Source organism: Nesterenkonia sandarakina (genome assembly GCF_014138825.1).
Taxonomy (GTDB): domain Bacteria; phylum Actinomycetota; class Actinomycetes; order Actinomycetales; family Micrococcaceae; genus Nesterenkonia; species Nesterenkonia sandarakina.
In genome coordinates this window covers 2,489,623-2,512,803 of the sequence record NZ_JACJIH010000001.1, presented here as the reverse complement: position 1 = coordinate 2,512,803, position 23,181 = coordinate 2,489,623, and the positions used below count along the sequence as shown (strand labels likewise).

The window sequence follows — 23,181 nt, the reverse complement described above, 5'->3', positions numbered from 1 at the left end:
GTCCATCCTACTCAACTTTGGGGCGAGCGGAAGTATTCCGCCGTCATCTCCTGAAGTCCACGCCCTCGACCACTGTAGGATCCCGCTAAGTTGGCAGTAGTGTCATCGATTTGACAGCGGCGTGTCAGTAGTCTCATCTATTTGACAGGGGGGCAGACTTAGCATGTGAGCACTCGCGAGGATTCCTTGCGGTATTGCAATGTCGCCGGTGACGAGGTCACCACGACTTGGGATCTGGCACGCGCCCACGACATCGTCGATGGCCTCCCTGTTCGCATCCCGCCCAGCTTCCGGCGGCAACGAAGCTACCCAGGCCTGTTTTGGGCCTCGACACATCGTCGGATGCTGGTCTACGAGAGCTTGCTTGAGCTCGACCGCCTATGGCTCGCAGATTTCGACCCCACAGTTGAGCGGATCGCAACCCAACCTTTCGAGGTCAGAAGCGGAAATGGTCTCGACGCGTTCAAACACGTACCCGACATCATGCTCGTCGAAGCGGACAATACCGTCACGGTCATTGATGTGAAGCCAGAGGGTTTCATCAGCAAACCCGCGGTCAAAGCGCAGTTCGACCGAACCCGGAGTCTTTGCCGGACGAAGGGTTGGAATTATGAGGTGTTCACCGGAGGTGACCCCGTTGAACTCCGCAACGTCCGCGCCCTCGCGATCGGAAGACACCGAGAACGCATACCCCCAGAACACGTTCAAGAGGCCCGAGTCGCTCTTCTCAGCCGTAGCGTCGCCCTGGGTGACGCTATAGCGCGCAGACCTGCGTCTTGCGAAGAAAACATGTGGCGCGTCGCAGTCCTTAGCTGCATTTGGTTCGGCGAAGTAGAAGCCGACCTTCGAGTCCCCCTCAGCGCCCGGACAATACTCAGCCCCAGACATCAGGCGACGTGATGGAACCTCAATACCTCGATCTCTCAGTGGGGTCCCGAATTTGGCACGACGGGAGCGCCTGGACTGTCGTCGAGCACGACGGAACCAGTGTGACTCTCCGCTCGGGAGACCACCTGAAAAGGGTTCATGGGACTTCCCTCGTGGATGTCGCTGAACCACTCGATGATTCTGAGACCCCGCGCGACGACTCAGAGCTACACGCCGTAATCCTCGGTGCTCTGAGCTCAACCCAGCGCACAGAGCTCGAACGACAGGCACATGTATTCGACGAGCTCATTTTTGATGCGACTCAGACACCAACGAACGACCTCTACCGAGCGGTGGCGGACGAGCTTGGGATTTCGCTCCGGACTGCTTATCGACGTGGCCAGAGATACGCGGCGGAGGGACTCGTGGGCCTAGTTGACTCTCGACTAATTCGTCCTCGACGCCACTCAGTCGACCCGCAATGGGATACCGCGTGCATCGAGGTGCTCGAGAGCTATCGCGATCGGTCAAACCCGACGATGAAGGCAGTACTGGAAAAGACCAATGCACTCTTCGGTGACCAGAACCCTCAGGGAGTCGCACCCTCACGGTCGGTAGCATATCGACGCATTCAGGAACTCGATGCAGGCCGCTACACCTTCGGAGCGGCTAAACAACGACGATCTGTGGCGCAGCGACCTCAAGGCATGCTCGGCCGGCTGAGGGCTGACAGACCTGGACAGTACGTCGTTCTGGATACGACTCGATTGGACGTGTTCGCCATGGAGCCGCTTACTGGCCGCTGGCTAAACACGGAACTCACCGTGGCGATGGATTTGCACTCTCGGTGCATTCTCGGGCTTGTGCTGCGCGTCGAATCGACAACAGCCCAAGACGTTGCTTCAGTGCTTTACCAAGTCGTTACGCCACAGCGATGGGGCCCAATGACCGACGAGGCACCAGCACCTTATGCAGGAGTCCCGGAGAACCTCATAACTCAATCCACGGGCGCCCTGCCCGACACCATTGTTGTCGACCACGGCAAGGTGTATCTGGCAGCACGGACTAAAGCCGTATGCCAGCGGCTCGGAATCAACATCCAACCGGCGATCCCTCACAAACCGACGGACAAACCAACGGTCGAGAGGTTCTTCCGAACACTCCGCCAGCAACTCCTGGAAGGTCTTCCCGCCTACAAGGGGCCCGATGTCGCCTCTCGAGGCAAGAATGTGGAGGACGGAGCCTTCTACTACGTATCAGAGCTCGAAACGATAATCCGCGAATGGGTAGGCATCTACCATCACACTGCTCACCGCGGACTCTGCGATCCCCATTTTCCCGAGGTCCAATTGTCACCTGCAGAAATGTTTGCTCGCGGAGTCGCCACCGCCGGCGTATTCAGACTCCCGGCCAGCCAGGATCTGCGCATGGAGTTCCTCGACGTCGCGTGGCGAACTATCCAGCACTATGGTGTCGAAATCGATGGGCGGCGCTACGACGGGCCGAGCTTGAACCTCTATCGAGGCACGAAGTCCAAGTACGGGGGCGCACACCCAGGACATTGGCCGTTCATGATGGACCTGGACGACGTGCGGAAGATCTTCTTCCAGGATCCAGTCACGCGGACATGGCACGGCCTGGAATGGGAACACGCCCCCGGTCTGGACGCGCCATTCAGCGCTGAAGCGGCGAAATACACTCGCCGATTGAGCGTCAAGGCGAATCGTCACGTTGACCCCGGGAGCGCGATCGCAGAGCTATTGCAGCGACACAGCACCGGTTCCATAACGGAGAAGCGGGAACGGAGCCTCGCACGTCGTCTCGCTGCCAGCTCAACCAGCCCCCCAAGGAAGAAGGCCAATAAGTCGAAGCCCAACGCTTCACCTGAGGTCATCGACCTATTTACGCACCTGGACCGTCGGCGGGAACAAGAACCAGTGGAAGACGATCTCGATGATGTCTTCTCAAAGTATGTTGCGGCGAATCCTGAGGGGACCACGGAGGTGCTCGACTGATGAGAAACGAATTCTCACGCTGGCTCGGCGACAACGGCGCTAGAGACTTCAACATGGCCTCAAAAGCCGGGTGGTTCGATTTCTGCAAGTCAGGACCACGACCGGCACCGCCTGTTGTCACGGCGGAGAGTTATGCACAGCTCAGCAATGAGGAACGCCAGGACTACGAAAAGGTACGAGCGGTCTGGAACGCCAACCCGCCTCCGATGAGAACCGCTCAGCTGAATCACGCCTTCGACATCTTGGACCAAGTCATGGCCTCGAACCACCGCGACAGCAACCGCCTACGAGGTTCAGCAGTCATCGATGCCGCCCCCGCCCTGGGAAAAACGACCATCGCCACCCACTATGCCCGCAACTTTCACCTCGACAATCTCGAGGAGTACGGCAGTCAGACGGCTGACGGTAGCCAGAGAATCCCCGTCGCGTTCATACCGCTGGAATCATCAGTCACGTTGAAGAGCCTCAACCAAAAAATTCTCAGCTTCTAGGGCCACCCCGCTGTGCACAAGGCAACCACGTCTGGTCTGGCTGCCCTGGCCGTCGACTGTGTTCGCACCTGCCAGACCAGGCTCATCGTGATCGATGACCTCCACTTCGTCGACTTCCGGCGCCAACGAGGGCAAGAAGTAAGCAACCATCTCAAAGGGCTCGCGAATGAGATGCCTGCGACATTCATCTACGTCGGCGTAAACCTCAGATCCAAACGGTTCTTCGACGAAGGCCTCTTGGGTGAAGATGCCGCGTATGCTCAGACCTCCCGTCGTGCCACCCGAGTCCCTGTGTCTCCGTTCACCAACTTGACGACCGATGGGATGAGAGCCTGGTGCGACCTGCTGGGGGTTTTTGGGGACCACATTCTTCTGCTCAAGAAGAAACCACACATGTTGGTACAACTCGCCAAAGAACTCTTCATCCGAACACAAGGCAACATCGGCTCACTGACGATGTTGCTCGATCACGCGAGCTATCTGGCCATCAGCTCAGGCGTCGAGAATATTGATGCCGACGTCCTCGCCGCAGCGAAAGCGGACAATGCAGCCGAAACCAGCCGCCGCACAGCCTGAACGCACCCCAGCCGGGCGTCCGCGACTGCGGGTCGTTCCAGGTGGAGACGATCTAGAAGCTTGGCCAATCGCAGTCCCAATTCTTGACGACGAAACTCTGACGAGCTGGGCCGGCCGGCTGGCGCACCGCTACGGCATGTCCCCCGCTGCGCTCTTTCGAGCACTCCAAGTCAAGCTCACCTACTACCGCCTTCGGGTCGTCGAGCGGACGCTGGCGTCCACTGAAAACGAAGTGGCACTCAGAACAAACTTCAGTGATGAAGCACGACTCGCCCATTTGCTGAACTATAGGGAGCCACCACGAATGCTAGGCGACTTCCTTGTGTATCCCCCGCGTCCTCCCGGCCTGAAGGGAAGCCGGTTCTGTCCACAGTGCTTAGCTTCGGATCCATATTGGCGGATCGCTTGGCGTGACCCTCTCACCGTCGCGTGCCCGATTCATCGCATTCTCCTCGCCGGAACGTGTCATGCCTGCGGCCAAGAACCATTCGCGACCTCCGCGTGGGCAATGAACGAAAGACCCGTCACCGAATGCCCCGAGAACCGCCCAGACCCTCAAAGAAGAGCCCGAACTAAACTCACGAAGTGCGGAGCAGACCTTCGTAACGCCTGTTGCCCTGAGGCTGATCCGATGACCGTCGCGGCTTGCGCTCTTCTGTTCAAAGGCACTTCAGACCCCCGCGGACCGAGAAGAGCCGCCGGCCTCCCCGCATCCAACCAAGAGGCAGCAGAATCTCTGATATTCCTCGTTCATGGCCTGTCAGGCGACCACTCCACCAAACCCACGCGGGACAACATCAGATCAGCCCTGAGCATCGCCTACCAAGTGCTGGATAAGCCCACCCTTTGTGAAGCTGCTGCACACGCCATGAAGTATCGGATTCTGCGTGGCCACTTGGGTCACGTCGGCATGATCACGCCCGCCCCAAAGGGCATACCCTTTCCGGCCGCCCATCCCATAATCCAAGCCCTCTTCCTCGAGAGCATTCGCGATCAGCTTCCTTTGACTATGCATCTGACGTACCAGCTGGAGTCGACTTGGCCTCGCGCACCGCAAGGCGTGAGGGTCCCCCAACGCGAGACGCCAGTCCACTTTCCTCGGTGGAGCACTCCGGCGTTGGCTCTCCACCGAGTGCCGCAGCTCTGGTGGGCAGACGGCCTCGAAGTTGCGAATCGGGATCTCACCGATTTCGAGCGGTTCGCGATGAGTCTGGCGATCTGCAACGTCGGCCGTTCGATGACCCTGGCCTCCATCGCAGAGGACCTCGGCGCGACCAAGGCCTCAGCACGATTTGCGACGAGGACATGGCGGAGATTGGCAGAGCCTTCGGGGTGGCGCTCCCTACAGGCCAAGTTCGTCGAGCTGGCAGAGGCCCTCCAAGATGAACCCCCGCCGATCAACTATCAACGGAGACGGGAGCTTCTCCCTTCTCCAGAAGCAGTCAGAATGTTGCTCCCCCAGCTCGGGGTGACGGAAGGGTTGGACGACGACGAGCTGCTGTGGATGTGGTCTTTCTCCACTCAAAGTAGCTGCAATCTCATTCCACCTCAGCAGCGCGAGAATCTGGCTCGACGCGTCACACCTCGAACCCCAGCGCCCGCCCTGCTCAACCGGTTGAGCTGCGCCTTGGAGACGTACTTCGACGAACCGCTCTACTGGACTCCCCCTTGAAGAGATGACAAGAGACCCCTGACGTTTCCCGCGTTTGACCCACGGGCTTCCGCCGCCATGCATCGGTCTAGAGCTCACGAAGAGCATGCAAGCGATCTCGCCGAGGCCTTGCGTGAGGAGCGGATGAACTATCGAGCACTGTGCCCAAGAATTACCCTGGAAGAGCACTGGCTGGCAGTACACGATGCTACTGATATCAGGAACCTGCGCGGCGGCGGAGACAACGATAAAGAGCTGCTCTACACGCTCAACACCCCATGGCTAGAAATTAACCAGGACCAAATGCTCCGCGAATTCAGAGGTTTCGAAGTATTTGGGTTCTACCCGGAGCTCCACAAGTACCTTTTCTGAGGAGACTGCTCATGGGCTTCCCCTTGGGAAGGCTGCGCTCCTGACCTACGGAATGAAGCTAGTGCCCGTTGTTGCCACGGCTCGTGTCTCCTCGGGCATCAGTCATCACTGGAGCAAACGCACCACCGGTTTAAGGTGCGCTTTGCCCTTCTTCGCCCGGGAACGGGGCTTTGCAGTCTCTGGCGCTCCGCGTCTACCAGGAATAGGCTCAAGAGCGATCGAGGCGAACGTGCGAACGGGGTACCTTCCCAACTCCAGTCGCCCAGACGGAGAGCCCATGAACATGACTGCAGCAACTTCTGGTGGTTCCAAAGAGCTCCTGAGACTTGCCAAAATTGGCCAGGAACTCGACAAGCAGCTCCTGCGGTTCGGCAGCGCGTTTGAGGACTATCTGAACGCTCAGCCAGATCTCGAACTGCCCACCACCCAGGCCATGACCGACGCGAGGGAATCGTTGCGTGCTGAGCTCGCCAGTGCCCTCGAAGTCATGCGCCTCATCGACTCCGGCGTCTCTGTGGCGGCCACGACGCCGCGCGGCAACTTCTGGACGACCCCGCTCACTATCAATCAAGCCTTCAGACTGATGGAACAGGCGAGCCCAGATAGCCTAGGTTTTCGCATCCAGGCCGACAGCAACTACGCCAAGCACGTGGCCAGGTCGTACCGACAACATGCCGCGGCTTCATCTACGTGCGGGCGTGGCAATAATTGCCAGACCCGGACAGTCACGTGGCCAGGCCGGACACGTGGCCCAGCATGTTGGCGACACCTCACCCCAGAGGAACGCGAAGAACTGACTAAACTGTACGACCTCGCCGTTGAGAACCGGCCCTGCGAAGCGTGTCAGTCAAGCCCCGGCGAACCATGCGACGAGAACGCGGAGCCAAAGAACATCGACGGTTGGTTCTCCCCCATCCGGCAGTTTAATAAACGCAGTGTCCATCTCATCAGGCTCGAAGCGTCGGTCGCGTGACGGCAGTGATGAGGTCCTCAAGGAGCGAATCTCACGTATCGCTTCGCTCGATCCTCACCATGACGGACCGACGACTGGAAGATCCCAACATAGGGCTCTTCCCATGACATGGAGCCCCCAATGATCCGCAGACAAACCACGAACACAACTGAAGAAGACGCTCTGGAGCAGTGGGCAGCCTCGGACGAAAGAGCAATCCAGAAAGACGCCACCATCATGAGCCCGACCCAGGTTGGTCGCGCCCAGATGCGAGAGCTCTTGATCGCGGCCGCCAGCGCCGAACAGCTGTAGGAGATCAAGCGGGCAGCCAAACCTGCCTCCCGCTCGTAGCCTGCGCGCACGTCATCTCATCGACCCAGACCGACGCACCTCTCTGAGCGTTCTGGCCATAGTGGGCCAACTACTAAATTGCGACTGCGGAGACTGTCGACGGAGCCGATCATCGCGGCTCTGTCCGGACCTTCGACTACGGTGAGTGACAGGCAAACAGTCCGAGCAAGCAGTAGGGAACAATCTCCGTGTTTAATCACGCGCAATTCATCTGGTCAGTCGCCGACACCCTCCGCGGCGCGTTCAAACAGCACCAGTACGGCGACGTCATTCTTCCCTTCACCGTGCTCGCTCGACTCGACGCAGTACTCGCTCCGACCAAAGACGCGGTCCTTGCCGCGGTGAAGGACCTCGAACCCGACCAGGAACCATCCCGCGGGATGCTCCGGTCTCGGGCGGGCCACCATTACAGCTTCTACAACCGGTCCCAGCACACCCTGAAGACACTGCGCGGTGACGCCGACAACATCGAAGAGAATCTACGCGGATACATCAACGGATTCTCGGAGAACGTCCGGGACATCTTCGAGCAGTACAAGTTCGAAGATACGATCATCGACCTAGCCCGGCACGACCTGCTTCTGCAGGTGCTCCAGCATTTCGCCAGGACGGATCTGCACCCTGACCGTGTGACCAATAACCAGATGGGGCACATTTTTGAGGAGCTGATCCGTAAGTTCGCGGAAGCTTCCAACGAGACCGCCGGAGAACACTTCACCCCGCGCGAGGTCATCGACCTCATGGTCACGCTGCTATTGAACACCGAGGAAGATCTCAAGGCCCCCGGCATCGTGCGCGACGTCTATGACCCCACTGCCGGCACTGGCGGGATGCTTTCGGTAGCTGATGACAAGATCAAAGCCATCAACCCCGACGCGTCCGTGAACCTGCTGGGCCAGGAGCTCAACCCCGCGTCCTACGCCATTTGCAAGGCCGATATGGTCGTCAAAGGCCAGAGCATCGACAACATCGTCCTCGGCGACACGCTGACGAATCCCGCGTTCCGGGATCGGACCTTCCATTACGGGCTTTCCAACCCGCCATTTGGCGTCGACTGGAAGACACGACGCACCCAGGTCGAGACCGAGCACAAGATTCAAGGCTATGACGGTCGATTCGGACCCGGGCTCCCCCGCGTGTCAGACGGCTCCTTGCTGTTCCTGATGCACCTGGTCAGCAAACTCCGGGAACCCAAGGCCGACGCTGCAAGCCTCGGTGGGCGTGGGGCGATCGTGCTCAACGGTTCACCGCTCTTCACGGGCGGAGCGGGTTCAGGTGAGTCCGACATTCGCAAATGGGTACTGGACAACGACTACCTCGAAGCCATTGTCGGGCTGCCTACCGACATGTTCTACAACACCGGCATCTCCACCTACATCTGGATACTCAACAAGGAAAAGCCCGCGCACCGCAAACACAAAGTGCAGCTGATCGACGCCACTTCGATGTTCATCAAGATGAGAAAGTCACTCGCGTCCAAGCGGAAGATGCTCGGCGCCGAAGACATCAAGACCATCGCCCAGCTCTATGCGGACTTCGTGGAGACCAAGCATTCCAAGATCTTCGCCAACGAGGACTTCTACTACCGCACCATCACGGTCGAACGCCCGCTTCGGCTCAACTACGCCTACTCCGCTGAACGCGTCGAACGGGGGCTGGCGGCCAAGTCAATCACTAAGCTCGCTGAAGCCACGCAAGACTCCCTCCGTAATGTGCTCGAACGAGCTAGCGCTGATACGGGCGACCAAGTGAGCACCCAGCGCGCTGCCTTCCAGAAAGATCTCACGCAACGTCTCGATCAAGCCGAGATCGCACTGAAACCTGCCGAGCTCAAAGCGCTGCTAAGCGAGCTCGGCGACCACGACGACACCGGTGAACTCGTTACCAAACGCGACGGCACCCCAGAGCCGAACACAAGCCTGCGAGACACCGAGAATGTCCCCTGGGACCAGGACATCCATGACTATTTGGAACGAGAAGTGAAGCCGTTCGTCCCCGACGCGTGGATCGACGAGACCAAGACCAAGCAAGGCACCGAGATCCCCTTCACCCGCCACTTCTACCAGTACAAGCCGCCGCGTCCTCTCGAGGAAATCGATCGCGATCTAGACAACGTTCTCGGCCGCATACGTACCCGCCTCGAGCAGGTAAAGCTATGAGAGTGGCGTCGATCCCCCTGAAACGGGTTGCATCGATAAACCCCGCATCTATTGACGAAACAACTACTACCCCTGGGCACTCAGTGACTTACGCCGACATCTCGGACGTGAGTCAGGGCAAGACCGTTCGATGGCAGAACCCCATACCGTTCAGCGATGCCCCCTCAAGAGCGCGGAGACTGGTCTCCCACAACGACACGTTGTTGTCGACCGTCCGCACGTATCTTCGCGCCGTTACTCGTGTCGACAAACCGCCATCGAACGCGGTGGTCTCTACTGGTTTCGCAGTCATCAGACCTCATGCAATTGACGCCCGATTCCTCGGCTACGCGTTGCAGTCTGACGGTTTCATCGATCAGCTTGTAGCGCGGTCGGTTGGGGTCAGTTATCCGGCAATTTCTCCTCTAGACGTCGGCAAAATCAAGGTGCCGGTTCCGAATCAGCAAGACCAGGTTGCCATCGCGGACTACTTGGACCACGAGACAGCCACGATCGATGCCTTCGTCTCCGATACCCTGACCTTTGCCAAGCTGGCAGCGGAGCGCTCGGCAGCACAATATGCCCAGTGGCTCACACGAGGGACACGTTCGAACTCAGCGCTGACCGAAGAGCACGAGGTGGACTGGTTGCAGGGCGCTTTAATACCTGAACACTGGGAGTCCGTAAAACTCGGGTTGGTATCTCAGCTCAGAAGTGGAGATGCCATCACGGCTGCTGACATCGAGCCTTCCGGAAAGTATCCGGTTTACGGTGGAGGCGGCCTCCGAGGCTATACCTCGACTTGGACGCACCGTGAAGATCAAGTGATGTTCGGTCGCCAGGGAGCGCTGTGCGGCCAAGTATTCCGCGGACGTGGGCCACTTTTCGCAACTGAGCACGCTGTTGTTGTGCAGCCGACCAGGTCGGTAGATCTCAAGTGGCTGGAGTCCCTGTTGCGCTACATGAACTTGGGCCAGTACTCAACCTCCGCTGCCCAGCCAGGACTATCAGTCGACGACATATCTAAACTCAAGATCATTCAGCCGCCCCTGGAAGAGCAGCGAATAATTGCTGAGAACATCGCGCGAGACGAACTGGCTCTGGCCTCCATCCGCAAGGATTTTGAGACCGCAATCAATCTTGCGCGTGAGCGCCGCGCTGCTCTTATTTCCACTGCGGTCACCGGGCAGCTAGACGTAAGCCAACGCGACAGGTCCGCCGCTGACCAGCTAGAAGAAGAGGTTCTACAGAGGGCATGAGTTCTACGCATCAAGAAAAGGCGTTCCAACTGCTCATTGCTGACTACATGGAGTCGCAAGGGTGGTTGCGGTCGGATAACTCGGTCGGCTACGACGTCGAGCGGGCGTTGTTCCCGGAGGATCTCCTGGGGTGGTTGGAGGCCTCTGACCCGAAGAACTACGCGCGGATCGTTCCGCCCTCTGCCGACGAAGCTTCCCAAGACCGGGGGCGCCGCCGGATCCTGGATCGCGTTGCTAAGCAGCTGAGCACCGACGAGGCCCAAGGTGGCGGGACGCTAAAGACCCTGCGCGGGAAGCTGCGGCTCCCCGGGGCCCGTGATTTCTCGCTGATGCAGTTCCCGCCAGCCGATGATCGCAACCCCGCCCTGGTGCAGAAGTACCTGATGAACAGGCTCCGCGTGGTTCGAGAGGTCAGGTACTCGTCCAGGAGCGGCGCGAGTCTGGACTTCGTACTGTTCGTCAACGGGCTGCCCGTCGCGACGATCGAGCTCAAGACCGAGATGACCCAAGCCCTGGAATCGGCGAAGCAGCAATACAAGAAAGACCGTCACCCCAAGGGCGAGCCGCTCCTGGCTGTGGGGCGCGGCGCCCTGGTGCATTTCGCCGTGTCCGAGACAGAAATAGCGATGACCACCCGGCTCGAGGGCAACGCGACCACGTTCCTGCCGTTCAACCGCGGGCACAACAACGGTGAGGGCAACCCCTCGATCCCGGGCAAGGCCCCGACCGCGTACTTCTGGGAAGAGATCCTCGCTCCGGACACGTGGCTGAATATCCTGACGAAGTTCATCTACATCAACCATGAACGCCGGACCGACCCGACGACCGGTGAAGTCACTGAGAAGTCCCAGGTCCGGTTCCCCCGGTACCACCAGTGGCGCGCCGTCACCAACCTGACTCAGGCCGCTCGAGAAGAGGGGCCCGGGCATAAGTACCTGATCCAACACTCTGCAGGGTCCGGCAAGACCGACTCGATCGCCTGGACAGCCCACCGGTTGGCGTCCCTGCACACCGAGGCTGGAGAGAAGGTCTTCGACAACGTCCTGGTGATCTCTGACCGGCAGGTGCTGGACAAGCAGCTCCAGGACGCCGTGAATCAGCTGACCACCACGACGGGCACGTTCAAGGCCATCACCAGCGGCTCAGAAGGCTCCAAGACCGACCAGGTCCTGGAAGCCCTCGCAGCCGACACTCCCATCATCGGTTTGACGCTGCAGACCTTCCCGTATGCGTTGAAGCGAGTCCAGGACGAGGGAGGCAAGATCGCCGGGCGTCGCTTCGCTGTCATCGCGGATGAGGCCCACTCCTCCCAGACGGGCGACGCCGCCAGCTCTCTGAAAGAGCTCCTCTACACCCACTCCGACGATGCCGCGGCGGGGGATCCTGATGACGCGGGTGTGGACCAGGATGTGCTCAACCGTATGGCCGCGCAGGTCGACGCAGAGGGACGAATCAGTTTCTTCGCCTTCACCGCCACTCCCAAAGAGAAGACCATGGCAATGTTCGGCCGCCGCGACCACACCGGCAAGCTGGCGCCCTTCGACTTGTATCCGATGAAGCAGGCCATCGAAGAGGGCTTCATCCTCGATGTGCTGCAGAACTACACCAGCTACGAGGTCGCCGCACGCATCGCCCAACGCGCCGGAGTGGAGCGACCTCCCCGAGGGCACGAGGGTGAGGAGATCGATCTGCGCCGAGGCGCGAAAGCGCTGATTGCGCACGTGGAGCTGCACCCGACCAACGTGGCGTCGAAGGTCCACGAGATCATCGAGCACTACCAACGCGTCGTCCGCCCCAAACTCGGCGGCAAAGCCAAAGCGATGGTCGTGACCGGGTCCCGCGCGGCCGCGGTCCAGTATCACCGGGCCTTCGAACGCGAGGTCGAACGCCGACAGCTAGACCTTCAGTCGCTGGTGGCGTTCTCCGGGGATGTTCCTGACCCTGACGTGAAGGTGCTCAACGAGTCCGACCGGCCCACCGTGACGGAGGCTTCCGCTAACCCTGCGCTACGTGGCCGCGACCTCGCAAAGGTATTCGACCAAGACGGGCAGCATGTGCTGATCGTGGCGAACAAGTATCAGACCGGGTTCGACCAGCCCTTGCTGGTGGCCATGTACGTGGACAAGAAGCTCTCCGGCATCTCCGCCGTCCAGACTCTGTCTAGGCTGAATCGCCGTGCGTCAGGGAAGAACAACACCTACGTGTTGGACTTCGTGAACGAACCCGACCAGATCTTGGCGGCGTTCCGGGAGTACTACGAGGACGCCCAGGTCGAGACGGAGTCCGATCCTGAGCTGATCGGTGATCTGCGGACTAAGCTGGAGAACGAGAACATCTTCACCCAGTCCGAAGTCGACTTGTTCTGGCGCGAATGGCGCTCCAAGACCGATCGACACAATGCTGTCTACGCCTCCCTGGCGCCGGCTAAGGAGCGATTCGCTTATCGGTGGGATCAGGCCATCCGCGAAGAAGACACCCCCACCATCGAGCGCATGGTCGAGTTCCGTGCGACTCTGACGCAGTACCCGAAGGCGTATTCGTTCTTCTCCCAGATCCTGGACTACGGGGACCCGACCTACGAGAAGCTCTCCCCCTTCAGCGGGCTCCTCGCCCGGTTGCTCAAGGACTTCACCGAGGACGAGACCAACCCGGCGGCAGTTGATATCTCGGATGTGGTGCTCACCCACTACAAGCTCGAGAAGATCCGGGAGGAGACTCTGGACCTCACCACCGGTGAGCCCCAGGGGTTGCAGGGGCTCACTGAGGCGGGGATGAACCGCGCTTCCGAGAAGGAACGCGCGGCGATGGACGCGGTCATCGAGAAGGTCAACCAATACCTCGGAGACCTCGACGCCACAGATGAATACAAAGTCGGGTCACTGCGATTGCTCGCCAATCAGATCGCGGGCGATTTCACGTTGCAGCAGCAGTACCGCAACAACTCCACACAGGACTTCCTCTACTCCCCCACCCTTGTGGACGTCTCAGAAGACGCCCTCTGGAGCCACGAGACGCAGACCGACGAGATCATCAAGCGCCTCAGGGACCTCCCCGACGCCGAACGTGTGCGCCTGCTGGTCGACGTCGGGTTGCTCGATGCACTCGCGGACGCCACCGAAGCCGGATGACACAGGTCCACCGCGTGCAGTTCAACAACCAGAACAATCTAGGAGCAGACCATATGACCGTCACCCAGGCCGAGATCCAAACCCTCGTCAAATACTGCGAGGAAAACCTTGGGGACAAGACCCTCTGGCAGACCCCCGAAGGCTATCCAGACAGCTTGGCGCTGTGCATCATCGACTCTCTTTACTCCACCGGATCGCACTACACCTCAGTGGTCAACGTCATCACCAAGTACAAGACCACCGAAGGCACTGCACACGGCGCCCAGGACCTTCTGGACTCCATTGAGAAGGCAGGTGGCCCACGGGGTTGGGCCGAGAACGTCGTCGGCAATCTCAAGCCCGCTCACACGAAAGCTCACGCGCCGCTGAAGGCCGAGATCATTGAGCGAGCAGCCCAGCTCATGGTGGATCTCGGAATCGATACCGTCGAGGAGCTCCGCACAGTAGTGGAAGCGTCACCGCAGGAGAATCCGGTCCATACCGGTTGGAAGAAGCTCCCGAGTCAGAGCTCTGGTGTCACCTACAACTACCTGTTGATTCTGGCTGGGATGCCGTCGGTGAAACCCGATCGCATGATCCTGCGATTCTTGGCTGACGCCTTGGGCAAGGACAGTGACCTCTACTTCGACAGGGCCGTAGAGCTGATCCAGGCTACGGCAGACGAGCTTCAGGTCAGCTCCCGCACCCTGGACCACATCGTCTGGCGCGCTGCGTCCGGGAGAGAACTCGTCGACTAGAGCTCTTCGGGCGGCCCGCCTGGGACAATCCGGAGTATGCACAACATCAAGCTGACCGGGCGCCTCATCTGTCGGAGCGAGGAGGAGATCGCGACCGTGACCGATCTCCTCCCTCAGCACACAGAACTGACGCGCGCTGAACCTGGTTGCATCGCTTTTGACGTGGAACCCAGCGGTGACCCCGGCGTCTGGGATGTCTCAGAGCGTTTCAGAGACACTGCCTCCTTCGACGCGCACCAGGCACGGGTGAGGGCCAGCAACTGGGGCCAACAGACGGCGGGTGTCCAGAGAGACTATTCAATCTCAGGCACCTAACGGCTCCCTCCTGCCCGGTTGGACACCGCTGGTTCGCCGTCAAGGGCCCGGGGCGGTGTCCATTGTCCTATCGCGACGAACGCTCGACGACTACGGTGAATGGGACAAAAGAAAGTCCTGCTCCCCACGTGCGTTCAAGATGGAGACCTTCATGCCGATCGAAATGGGCGTGTGGCGCCTGGACGGCGCGACCCCACGGCGACTGCCAGCCGGTCGCCTGCCAACCGAAGCTGAACTCGAAACCTTCCTGGAACAGGACTCCTCGTTGCTGGGCCAGCAGCTGCTGGTCATCGGACGACAAGTCCGGACCCCACAGGGCAAATGGATTGATCTCCTCGCCATGGACTACGAGGGCAACCTCCACGTCTTGGAGCTCAAGCGTGACCGCACTCCGCGTGAAGTCGTGGCCCAAATCCTCGACTACGGCTCCTGGGTTTCCACACTGGACCGAGACTCCGTCCTGGAGATCGCGAACACTCACTTTGCCGCGACACGGGCCGATCTAGAGTTCGAGCAGGCATTCACGGAGATATTCGAGGCCCCCGCCCCAGATGAGCTGAACGAGGAGACCACGATGACGATCGTCGCCACAAGCCTCGATGACAGCTCCGAGCGCATCGTCACCTACCTCCGTGAGTTCGGCGTCCCCATCAATGCAGTCTTCTTCTCCTATTTGGAAGACGATGAGCGCCGCTACTTGGCACGATCCTGGATGGCTTCCGAAGCATCGTCTTCCGCGCCGGCATCTAGTCGTCGGGCGAGTAAGCGTGCCGAGTGGAACGGTCGGGATTGGTTCGTCACCTTCGGCGACGGGGACCACCGGGACTGGGAGGACGCCCGAAGATATGGATTCGTTTCCGCTGGCGGGGGCGAATGGTACTCAAGGACGCTGCGCAGCCTCCCGGTAGGCGCCAGGATCTTTGTGCACATCCCTAAGCACGGCTATGTCGGAGTCGGCGTGACGATAGGGGAAGCCATCGCTTTCTCAGAGGCCGAAGTTGAGTCCGACGGGCAACGGGTTCCTCTCTGCAAGCAGCCTCTTGCGGCGGATTACGAGCACAGTGATCAGAAGCCATCCTTGGACGCGGATCTTGCCGAGTACGTGGTGCCAGTTCGATGGGAGACCACGGTTCCCAAGTCGGAGGCTTACTGGGTGAAGGGGATGTTCGCGAATCAGAACAGTGCTGGGAAACTGCGCCAGGAATTCACGTTAGAGAGACTCTTGAGTCATTTCGGGATCGAAGACGAATAAGCTCTGAGACTAGGACAGTCGAAACTCACAGTGGCATGCTGTGCCGCGAAGTCAGAGCGATCAGGCGAGGTGCAACGATGACTCAAATGAAGTGGCGGGATGCGATCAAGACGGTGTTGGATGCAGCAGAGGAGCCCGTCCACTACACCGACATTGCTCAAGCCATCATCGATGAGGGGCTACGCACGAGTGTGGGCGCGACTCCCGCCGCGACAGTTGCCGCACAACTCTCTCAACAGCCACTGGTAAATGAGGTCGTCCGAGTTGAAAGAGGCACCTACGCCCTCGCGAACCGCCATGTCTCACCCCTCGAGTCGGAAAGTCCACTCGCCGTAGTTGAAGACGTCGCTCCAGCGGCGCCTAGTGAATCAACCGATGTTGAAGACATGGGCCTCATCAATGCCTTTGGGATGTACTGGCGCAGAGACGGCATCGATTGGTCCCGCAGCCGCGCTGCGCAACTATTTGGCTCGCAACAGTCTGGCAGCGAACGTGTGGACTTCGCGCCCCAGGCCGGCATCTATCTGCTTCATGACCGGTCACGGACGATCTACGTGGGCAGAGTAACCAAGGAACGCATGGGCGCTCGTCTGTGGGAGCACACCCGAGATCGACTCAGCGGCAGATGGGACCGATTCTCCTGGTTCGGTGTCCGCCCAGTTCAGGAGGACGGATCACTCGGGACCGCACCGTCGGGCATCGACATCGATATGTTGATTGCCACCCTGGAAGCGCTCATGATCGAAGGCTTGGAACCTCCACAGAACCGTCGTCAGGGAGACCGCTTCAACGCCCTTGAATTCATCCAGATCATTGATCCTGATCTGGAACGTCGCCGGTTGCTCTCGCAGGTCACGACAGCCTTGTCTTCGAACCCGTAGGAGATCCTTCGTACACGGAGCACAGTTCGACCCCGACCTCTCGAGGTTCCTGTTCTGGATACCGGCCCCAGAGGATTCCGCTCCTGAACGGTACGATTGGGTCACGTCAAACGCAGACCCAGGATCTAGGAGCCTTCGATGACCGGTAACCCGAAGAACCAGGACGCCTCAGGCAAAGGCCCATCGAGAAGCATCGAAGAGAAGTCGCTGGTTGGGAGTGCCTTCACGAGTCAGTCAGAGCCGTTCAAAAACCTTAGCACCACCGAAGAAGTGGATCAGGGCGACGACGATTGATACCCGATAGCGTAGCGACCGTAGTAGGTTTTCTCCTTTTACTCGCCCCGGGAATCGTGTGGCAGCTGGATCGTGATCGCTACAGACCATCCCTGAAGGAATCCGCTTTCCTAGAGCTCTCTAGGATAATCCTTGTCTCGCTCGTGGCCACTGTCACGGTAGCAGTGCTCCTCGTTCCGATAATGTGGTTGCCCTTATTAGACAGGGTCGGCGAACTACGCGAGGCGGTGTCCCCCAACCTCGACGATGCGATGCTCTTCGTCTTTGCGGCTGGCGTGCATTCAATGGCAGCAACAGGACTGGCTTGGGCAACGTCTAGGCTCGCACACAGCGGTCCCCCACCAATCGTCAACGAAAGAGTGTGGCACCTAGCTCTATCAACTTGGCACGCTGCGGGAAGTGCCAACCCACGTCTGATCGTCGAGCTACTGGATGGAACTATTTGGAAGGGACCGCGCCTCGCTTTCGATGCGGGAATAGAGGACGAAAGTCGTTGGATCGCCCTTGGTCAACCTCTGCGCAGGCGACGACTCAATGAGCAATTTATTGAGATTGCGCCTACTTACCAGACAGTCTTGATCCCTGAGCGTGAAATAAAGTCAATTCAAGTGGCCTCAGTGGTCGATGCTAGTGCGAACCAAAGATATCCATCACAAAAATCAAGTTTCAGACTCTTTCAGCGAATAATGAAACGACTCAGAACTAATCACTATTCCCCAAAGAAACTCTGACTTCGGGACTAGAATCATAGAATCTACGCGGAGCACCTGGCCGGGCATGATCGCTTACCCCGCTTCTCCGACCCAGTAAGCGGTGTTGACCGGTCCGGCTTCTAATCATGATCGCTTGCCCGCAAGCACCCCAAGACCCTGTGTTGTCACCTAGATGCTGATCGCGGCGGAACGTAGATCACCCATGGAGCCACGACGCTCCATCAGGATGACTGAACAGTCCTTGGCTTCCTGGAGACTTTGGGCTCTCTCGGGCCTGGATCCATAGCAACCAAACTCTTTCTGTACGCCGTGGAATATCCCCCAAAGAGAATCTAGGATGGAAGCCCCGCTGGTCAGCCGGTACATTGAACTGAGCGTGGTCCGGCGAAACCCTGAATCGACTTGCAAGGCGAGGCAAAACATGGCACATCGCACCTTCTTCAGTTTCCATTACGAACTAGATGTGTGGAGGTCCTCCATTGTTCGCAATAGCTCTCAGTTGGGAACCTCGGACAAGACCTGGATCGAGGCATCGCTCTGGGAGAAGACCAAAGTGTCAGGTGACCCCGCCATACGAAACTTAATTCTGAGTGGACTCAAGAACACCTCGGTCACAGCCGTTCTGATCGGGTCAAAGACCGCAAGCCGCAAGTGGGTCAATTACGAGATTGACAAAAGCATCGAGAGGGGAAACGGTCTTTTTGGCATCTACATTCACAATATCAAAGACAACTCCGGAAACACGTCCGCTAAAGGAATGAACCCGCTACCCTCGGGGTACCCCACGTATGACTGGGTTCTCGGCAATGGGTACACAAATCTTGGTGCGTGGGTCGATGAAGCTTACAACTCACGCTGATCCAGGCTGCGACTTCTGTGCGATCGCCCATGCAGAAGAAGACGCCCGAGTTATATTCCGCACCGAAAGCGTCCTGGCCTTTTTCCCATTGGAACCCGCAACCCTGGGTCACACTCTCCTTGTGCCTCGTAAACACGTCCAATATATATGGGATGCCGATGTCGAACTGGCTCGAGAACTAGGCGAGCAGACACTGCGGCTGGCGAAAGCAATTCGTGACGTTGTACATCCCGACGGGTTGAACGTTATTCAGTCAAATGGCGGCGCAGCCACGCAAACAGTTCCCCATGTGCATTTTCACATAGTTCCACGCTGGAACAACGACACCTTTGGTCCCATCTGGCCGCCGCAGACTAATTACTCCGAGCGACAAAAGGACAGTGCCTGGGAGGCGTTGCGGACGTACTTCAGTCCGAACACTCAAAGTTCCCCGAAGACCACGCCAGCGTAAGTAAGCCAATTACCAGAAGGGGTCCGTAGAACCCAACGATGGACCAGGAGAAAATGACGCTTGATCTTGGCACTTCGGGTTTGAAGACATCTTTCTTCATAGAGTAAGCGGTGATACTCCGGGTTAAAGCTTGTTCGTAAAGCTTTACGAACAATCGTTCTTCACGAAGATAGTTGGTGTCGAGCAGGCCAAAAAATACAGCGGCGGCTAAGCCGAGTAGGGCCACCGTAGGCTCATGCTGCGTCGCGGCGTAACCGTACGTCGCGATAGCGACCGTGACACCCCAGCCCTTGATCCTCGCGGACGAGTTCGAGAGTCGCGCAATGACATCCTGGATGAACTCAAGATGCTTGCGCTCATCTTCGGTGAAGTCGCTCGATGAACTCAGCATTGAGAGATCATCTCATGGGAGGAGCTGACGAGTTCAGGGCCCCGATACCGTAGTCAAACGGTGAACCGCCGCCGGGAGTATCTCGGCGTCGCAGCAGCAGAGATCAACGCATCCGGTCCGCACAGCTCCTCGTTGCAGAAAGTGAACCAGCCGCGAAGGCCGCCCGCGATCTGGAAACGTGACTTCTGCGACTAATCGTCTCTGTACTTTCCGCCAAGTTTGAGGATTCCGACAAGTTAGTGACACAGACCGCGTCCCAGCGACATGTCACTCCCCATGTCAGCGCCTAGCCCGTATGACAAGATCCGCGGGATCCTACAACCACCACCCATCTGAGCTCGCCACTTGAAGCGCCACGTCCCGTGGGATACTCCCCAGGTGGAAACCATCTTCAGCCACAAACCCACGCTCGAAGGTCAGCTAGTCCGCCTGCGGCCCATCCAGGGGCAAGACGCCGAGGTGATCCACCGACTGATCCATGATCCTGAAGTTGCGGTCCTGACCGGCTCGGTTCACACCAGCGCACCTCGGCCTTCATCGTGGTCGGTGGAGGCCCTTCGAGAGACCTATCAACAGTGGAGCACCTCGGACGAGCGTCTCGTGCTGGCCGTGATCGATCAGAAGACCGAGACCATGGTCGGTGAAGTAGTCCTCAACGACTGGCACGAGGAGAACCGCTCCTGCGGCTTCAGAACCCTCATCGGTCCGGAGGGCCGTGGCAAGGGCCTCGGCACCGAGGCCACCCGGATGATCATCCGGTATGGACTGCAGTCCCTCGGGCTGCATCGGATCTCGCTGGAGGTCTACGATTTCAATCCGCGCGCTCGGCACGTCTACGAGAAGGTCGGCTTCACTCACGAGGGGACCGGACGGGACGCCTTGTGGTTCGAGGACCGGTGGATCGACGTGCACTACATGTCGATCCTCGACACCGATATCTTCTGAGGCACCAGCTCGCGGTGAAGCATGATTGCGAAGATCAGCTCCGCGCGTCGTCGTCGATCTTCACATCCCTGAGGCAAGACCCTCCGCGTCGTCGCGCCCTAGCCCCGGCCACCACTCCCGGGCCCCAGCGTGCGAAGCAGCCCGTCCATGGTCATCATGGCTCCGCCCAGCACCGCCGGCAATCCACCGCCGGGATGGACCGAGGCGCCTACCCGCCACAGCCATGGCCGCGTCACACTGTGTCGAGCCGGACGGTGCAGCGGCCCGCTCATCACCAGGGGACGGATCGGGCCATACAGGGCGCCTCCGGACGAGCCGGCGAGACTGAAATAGTTTGGATCCAGGATGGTGTACTCCTCGGCGCACGCCTCGAAGCGTCCGGGAAGCCCCACCGTGTCCCACACGCGGCGCAGTTCCCGGTCGACGAAGGCGTCATCGAGGCCGTAGCGCCGCCCATTCGGGGGCGCTGTCAGCAGCACTGCGAGCGTGTCAGCGGTATTGGCCCCTGAGTCCGTCGCTGGATAGTAGTTGAGAAACGCCATGGTCTGGTCCGGCTCCCGTTGGGCCTCCAGACTGGCGTAGAGCTCCCGTGGATCCTCGGGCAGCACCACACTGTGCTGTGGCGTGCCCTCCGGAAGGGGCCGCTTCAGCGCGGCGTACACCGCGACCGCGGAGCAGGAGAGCTTCTGCGGTGCTCGAGGTGTGCGCCCAGGCAGCAGCGCCTCGAGGCGATGCGCCTCGAGGCCGCTGACCACTGCGTCCGCCCGATACTCCCGCTGAGCGGTCCTGACTTTTCCCCGTTCCAGGCCCAGGACGGGCTCATCGGTGCGAACATCGACCCCTGCGGCCCGCGCCAGACGCTCCAGGGCCCGCACCAGCTCGTAGATGCCACCTTGTGGCACCCACACCCCGTCTTGGGCCATCACCGCGGGCATGCTGGCGTAGAGTGCCGGCGTCCGGGAGGGGCCCACCCCCGCGTTGAGTGTGTGGATAGCGATCACTTCGCGCAGCCCATCGGGCAGCCAGGTGAGACTGTCGAGATAACTCCGCGTCGTCAGCCGGCGCCCATAGAGGCGCTGCATCCGCGCCAGCGAGGGGTAGGCCTCGCGCGATAGTGGCGCGGTGGTCAGCAGCCGGGTCACGTCAGGCCCGATCGGTCCGTGCAGCGCGGCGAAACGCTCCCACGCCGGGTGCCATGGGTGCCCCGGCGGCACCGGCAGCGAACAGACTTCCCCGCGGAAGTAGTACTGGCCCACCTCCGACAGCCGCTGAAGATTCAGCCCTGCTGTCTCTTCGGCCGCCAAGGAGGGATCCCGGTTGGAGTCGTCCAGGCGGCGCAGCAGCTCCTGCCAGACGGCAGGGAAGGTGAACAACGACGGGCCGGTGTCGATGCGTTGACCACCGACTTCGATGCGGTGGCTCTTCCCGCCCAGCGTTGAGCCCGCTTCCAGAAGCGTGACAGCGTGTCCTGCCCAGGCGGAGAGGACCGACGCCGTCAGGCCTGCCACTCCGCCACCGACCACTACGACGCGACTCATGGGTACCACCCCAGCAGCAGCGCGGCGACCAGTTGAATACCTGCCACCGCTCCGGCGACGTAGGGAAAGGCAATGGAATACCGGTACAGACCGTGGGCGGTGCCGGTGAGGGGCGAGCGGAACAGCCTGTAGAGCAGCCACCCACTGATCAGCGCATTCACCAGCGCAACCGGGATATTGACCATGGCAAAGCCGATGGTAGCCGAAGCCCACCAGAACCCGCTCCAGAGCACCGCCCCGCGCACGCCCAGGCGTACCGCGGTGGTGGTGATTCCGGCAGCCTGGTCTTCCTCGATGTCCTGCACCGCGTCATAGGTGTGCTTAGCCACGCTCCAGGCCATCAGCGCCAAGGCAGCGGCCCAGACCGGACCGGCACCCAGGGCCAGCGGCACAAAGACCATCGGCAGGGCGTAGGCGGCGTTGCTCAGCGAATCCAGATAGGGGCGGGCCTTGAACCGCAGCGGTGGCGCCGAGTAGAAGACGAACACCACCAGGTAGAGCCCGATCCACAGCAGTGCTTCACCGGGAAGTGCCCACACGAAGTACGCCAGGAACGGAAGATTGGTCACGAGAACGGCGATCCAGATCGAGGAGACCTCCGCGGCGCGAATCCGGGCGCCTTCGAAGGATCCCTTGCGCGGATTCAGCGCGTCGGTCTCTTGGTCAAAGATGTCGTTGACGCCGTAGATGAGCAGGTTGAACGGCAGCGTCAGCCATAAGAGCAGGGCCAGTGCATCCCAGTGCCACAGATGACCGGCCAGCCACATCCCCAGCACAGCGGGGCCTACGGTGTTGACCCACAGCACCGGCCGGGAGATATGGAGCATTCTTTGGAAGACAGATCCAGCTTCCGAATGAGTTTCGACGGTGGAGCCCCTTCTGCCTCGTGAAACAGCTGCGCCGGAATGACCACGTACCCATGTCAGCCGGCATTCTGACTCTGTAGCGTCCAGTCGCCGACGGCGGAGGGCCCACTCTCGCCATGCTACGTCAGCCGTCCCGAGG

General features: G+C 59.8%; 23 protein-coding genes. 20 read left to right on the top strand and 3 right to left on the bottom strand.

The window, feature by feature from the left end; translation table 11 throughout:
- Nucleotides 1-165 precede the first annotated feature (165 nt).
- From HNR24_RS14415 to HNR24_RS14400, 19 genes are all read left to right on the top strand, one after another.
- Nucleotides 166-900 (top strand): TnsA-like heteromeric transposase endonuclease subunit, encoded by a 735-nt coding sequence (locus HNR24_RS14415; RefSeq protein ID WP_182495850.1) that lies wholly within the window; start codon nt 166-168, stop codon nt 898-900.
- Nucleotides 900-2,882 (top strand): TnsB C-terminal domain-containing protein, encoded by a 1,983-nt coding sequence (locus HNR24_RS11445; protein WP_182495849.1) that lies wholly within the window; start codon nt 900-902, stop codon nt 2,880-2,882. Before HNR24_RS14415 ends, HNR24_RS11445 begins: the two co-directional genes overlap by 1 nt.
- Nucleotides 2,882-3,373: a hypothetical protein gene (locus tag HNR24_RS14145; protein ID WP_259392449.1), complete on the top strand. Its 492-nt coding sequence runs from the start codon at nt 2,882-2,884 to the stop codon at nt 3,371-3,373. The genes HNR24_RS11445 and HNR24_RS14145 overlap by 1 nt, the downstream gene beginning before the upstream one ends.
- 12 nt (nt 3,374-3,385) lie before the next feature.
- A complete protein-coding gene (locus HNR24_RS14140; RefSeq protein ID WP_310735438.1) occupies nt 3,386-3,949 on the top strand; it encodes a TniB family NTP-binding protein in 564 nt (187 codons plus the stop codon).
- Nucleotides 3,885-5,621 carry a TniQ family protein gene (locus tag HNR24_RS14410; protein WP_375139279.1) on the top strand — a complete coding sequence of 579 codons (1,737 nt, stop codon included), beginning with the start codon at nt 3,885-3,887 and terminating at the stop codon, nt 5,619-5,621. The genes HNR24_RS14140 and HNR24_RS14410 overlap by 65 nt, the downstream gene beginning before the upstream one ends.
- Nucleotides 5,622-5,744: 123 nt before the next feature.
- Nucleotides 5,745-5,972, top strand: a complete 228-nt coding sequence (locus tag HNR24_RS11430; RefSeq protein WP_182495847.1) for a hypothetical protein — start codon at nt 5,745-5,747, stop codon at nt 5,970-5,972.
- Between the two features lie 277 nt (nt 5,973-6,249).
- Nucleotides 6,250-6,945 carry a hypothetical protein gene (locus HNR24_RS11425; RefSeq protein WP_182495846.1) on the top strand — a complete coding sequence of 232 codons (696 nt, stop codon included), beginning with the start codon at nt 6,250-6,252 and terminating at the stop codon, nt 6,943-6,945.
- Nucleotides 6,946-7,065: 120 nt separating this feature from the next.
- Complete coding sequence (locus HNR24_RS11420) at nt 7,066-7,236, top strand: hypothetical protein (RefSeq protein WP_182495845.1); 171 nt, start codon at nt 7,066-7,068, stop codon at nt 7,234-7,236.
- Between the two features lie 227 nt (nt 7,237-7,463).
- The gene (locus tag HNR24_RS11415) at nt 7,464-9,434 is read left to right on the top strand and encodes a type I restriction-modification system subunit M (RefSeq protein WP_182495844.1); all 1,971 of its coding nucleotides are present in this window, start codon (nt 7,464-7,466) and stop codon (nt 9,432-9,434) included.
- Between the two features lie 83 nt (nt 9,435-9,517).
- Nucleotides 9,518-10,672: a restriction endonuclease subunit S gene (locus HNR24_RS11410; protein ID WP_182495843.1), complete on the top strand. Its 1,155-nt coding sequence runs from the start codon at nt 9,518-9,520 to the stop codon at nt 10,670-10,672.
- A 65-nt stretch (nt 10,673-10,737) separates the two neighbouring features.
- The gene (locus tag HNR24_RS11405; protein ID WP_259392447.1) at nt 10,738-13,800 is read left to right on the top strand and encodes a type I restriction endonuclease subunit R; all 3,063 of its coding nucleotides are present in this window, start codon (nt 10,738-10,740) and stop codon (nt 13,798-13,800) included.
- A gap of 53 nt (nt 13,801-13,853) precedes the next feature.
- Complete coding sequence (locus tag HNR24_RS11400; protein ID WP_182495841.1) at nt 13,854-14,537, top strand: DUF8548 family protein; 684 nt, start codon at nt 13,854-13,856, stop codon at nt 14,535-14,537.
- A 36-nt stretch (nt 14,538-14,573) separates the two neighbouring features.
- Entirely contained in the window at nt 14,574-14,852 is a 279-nt protein-coding gene (locus tag HNR24_RS11395) for a putative quinol monooxygenase (RefSeq protein ID WP_182495840.1), read from the top strand.
- A gap of 151 nt (nt 14,853-15,003) precedes the next feature.
- Nucleotides 15,004-16,104 carry an endonuclease NucS domain-containing protein gene (locus HNR24_RS11390; protein ID WP_182495839.1) on the top strand — a complete coding sequence of 367 codons (1,101 nt, stop codon included), beginning with the start codon at nt 15,004-15,006 and terminating at the stop codon, nt 16,102-16,104.
- A 77-nt stretch (nt 16,105-16,181) separates the two neighbouring features.
- Entirely contained in the window at nt 16,182-16,985 is an 804-nt protein-coding gene (locus HNR24_RS11385) for an HTH domain-containing protein (RefSeq protein WP_220477222.1), read from the top strand.
- A 138-nt stretch (nt 16,986-17,123) separates the two neighbouring features.
- Nucleotides 17,124-17,279: a hypothetical protein gene (locus tag HNR24_RS11380; RefSeq protein ID WP_182495837.1), complete on the top strand. Its 156-nt coding sequence runs from the start codon at nt 17,124-17,126 to the stop codon at nt 17,277-17,279.
- The gene (locus tag HNR24_RS14405) at nt 17,276-18,010 is read left to right on the top strand and encodes a DUF6338 family protein (protein WP_220477220.1); all 735 of its coding nucleotides are present in this window, start codon (nt 17,276-17,278) and stop codon (nt 18,008-18,010) included. Before HNR24_RS11380 ends, HNR24_RS14405 begins: the two co-directional genes overlap by 4 nt.
- A 319-nt stretch (nt 18,011-18,329) precedes the next feature.
- Nucleotides 18,330-18,851 (top strand): TIR domain-containing protein, encoded by a 522-nt coding sequence (locus HNR24_RS11375; RefSeq protein ID WP_220477218.1) that lies wholly within the window; start codon nt 18,330-18,332, stop codon nt 18,849-18,851.
- A complete protein-coding gene (locus HNR24_RS14400; RefSeq protein ID WP_375139278.1) occupies nt 18,781-19,302 on the top strand; it encodes an HIT family protein in 522 nt (173 codons plus the stop codon). Before HNR24_RS11375 ends, HNR24_RS14400 begins: the two co-directional genes overlap by 71 nt.
- On the opposite strand, the gene HNR24_RS11365 is transcribed toward HNR24_RS14400, so the two are convergent.
- Nucleotides 19,259-19,693: a hypothetical protein gene (locus HNR24_RS11365; RefSeq protein WP_182495833.1), complete on the bottom strand. Its 435-nt coding sequence runs from the start codon at nt 19,691-19,693 to the stop codon at nt 19,259-19,261. The two genes, HNR24_RS14400 and HNR24_RS11365, sit on opposite strands and share 44 nt — an antisense overlap.
- A 378-nt stretch (nt 19,694-20,071) precedes the next feature.
- Here HNR24_RS11365 and HNR24_RS11360 point away from each other — a divergent pair, with 378 nt between their 5' ends.
- Nucleotides 20,072-20,638 (top strand): GNAT family N-acetyltransferase, encoded by a 567-nt coding sequence (locus HNR24_RS11360; RefSeq protein WP_182495830.1) that lies wholly within the window; start codon nt 20,072-20,074, stop codon nt 20,636-20,638.
- 98 nt (nt 20,639-20,736) lie between these two features.
- On the opposite strand, the gene HNR24_RS11355 is transcribed toward HNR24_RS11360, so the two are convergent.
- Together HNR24_RS11355 and HNR24_RS11350 are read right to left on the bottom strand one after the other, a co-directional pair.
- Nucleotides 20,737-22,176 carry a phytoene desaturase family protein gene (locus HNR24_RS11355; protein ID WP_182495828.1) on the bottom strand — a complete coding sequence of 480 codons (1,440 nt, stop codon included), beginning with the start codon at nt 22,174-22,176 and terminating at the stop codon, nt 20,737-20,739.
- Nucleotides 22,173-23,003 (bottom strand): UbiA family prenyltransferase, encoded by an 831-nt coding sequence (locus HNR24_RS11350; protein WP_058889531.1) that lies wholly within the window; start codon nt 23,001-23,003, stop codon nt 22,173-22,175. The genes HNR24_RS11355 and HNR24_RS11350 overlap by 4 nt, the downstream gene beginning before the upstream one ends.
- Nucleotides 23,004-23,181 lie beyond the last annotated feature (178 nt).